The organism is Pseudoalteromonas sp. S3178, from assembly GCF_005886985.1.
Lineage (GTDB): Bacteria > Pseudomonadota > Gammaproteobacteria > Enterobacterales > Alteromonadaceae > Pseudoalteromonas > Pseudoalteromonas carrageenovora.
Window position 1 is genome coordinate 1 of record NZ_PNCW01000410.1, and the last position, 332, is coordinate 332.

1 protein-coding gene is annotated in these 332 nt (G+C 45.5%); it reads right to left on the reverse strand.

Translation table 11 applies throughout. The annotated features are described in order from the left end of the window. Window positions 1–5: 5 nt before the first annotated feature. Window positions 6–332, reverse strand: a 327-nt coding sequence (locus CWC11_RS21515) for an efflux RND transporter permease subunit (protein WP_171038506.1), incomplete at its 5' end; no start/stop codon positions are given.

The following is a 332-nucleotide window of genomic DNA, read 5'->3' on the forward strand; positions in this document are numbered from 1 at the left end:
AAAAGTTAAACAAATCCTTCTTGTGTTTCGACATGTTCTTTTTTATGTTGCATTGCAATTTCATCTGCTAATTCTTGCGTATTTCTGGTTTCTGTTAGTTTATGGCGAGTGAGCCAAAAGAAAAACAAGGGGACAAAGAATATAGCGAGGAATGTCGCGGCAATCATACCTCCCATTACACCTGTCCCAACGCTGTGCCGTGCGCCTGCACCTGCTCCTGAGCTTAAAACAAGCGGGACCACGCCCAATATAAAGGCTAGTGATGTCATAATAATGGGTCTAAAACGTAACCTAGCAGCCTCAAGCGCCGCTGCACTGGCACTCCAACCCTG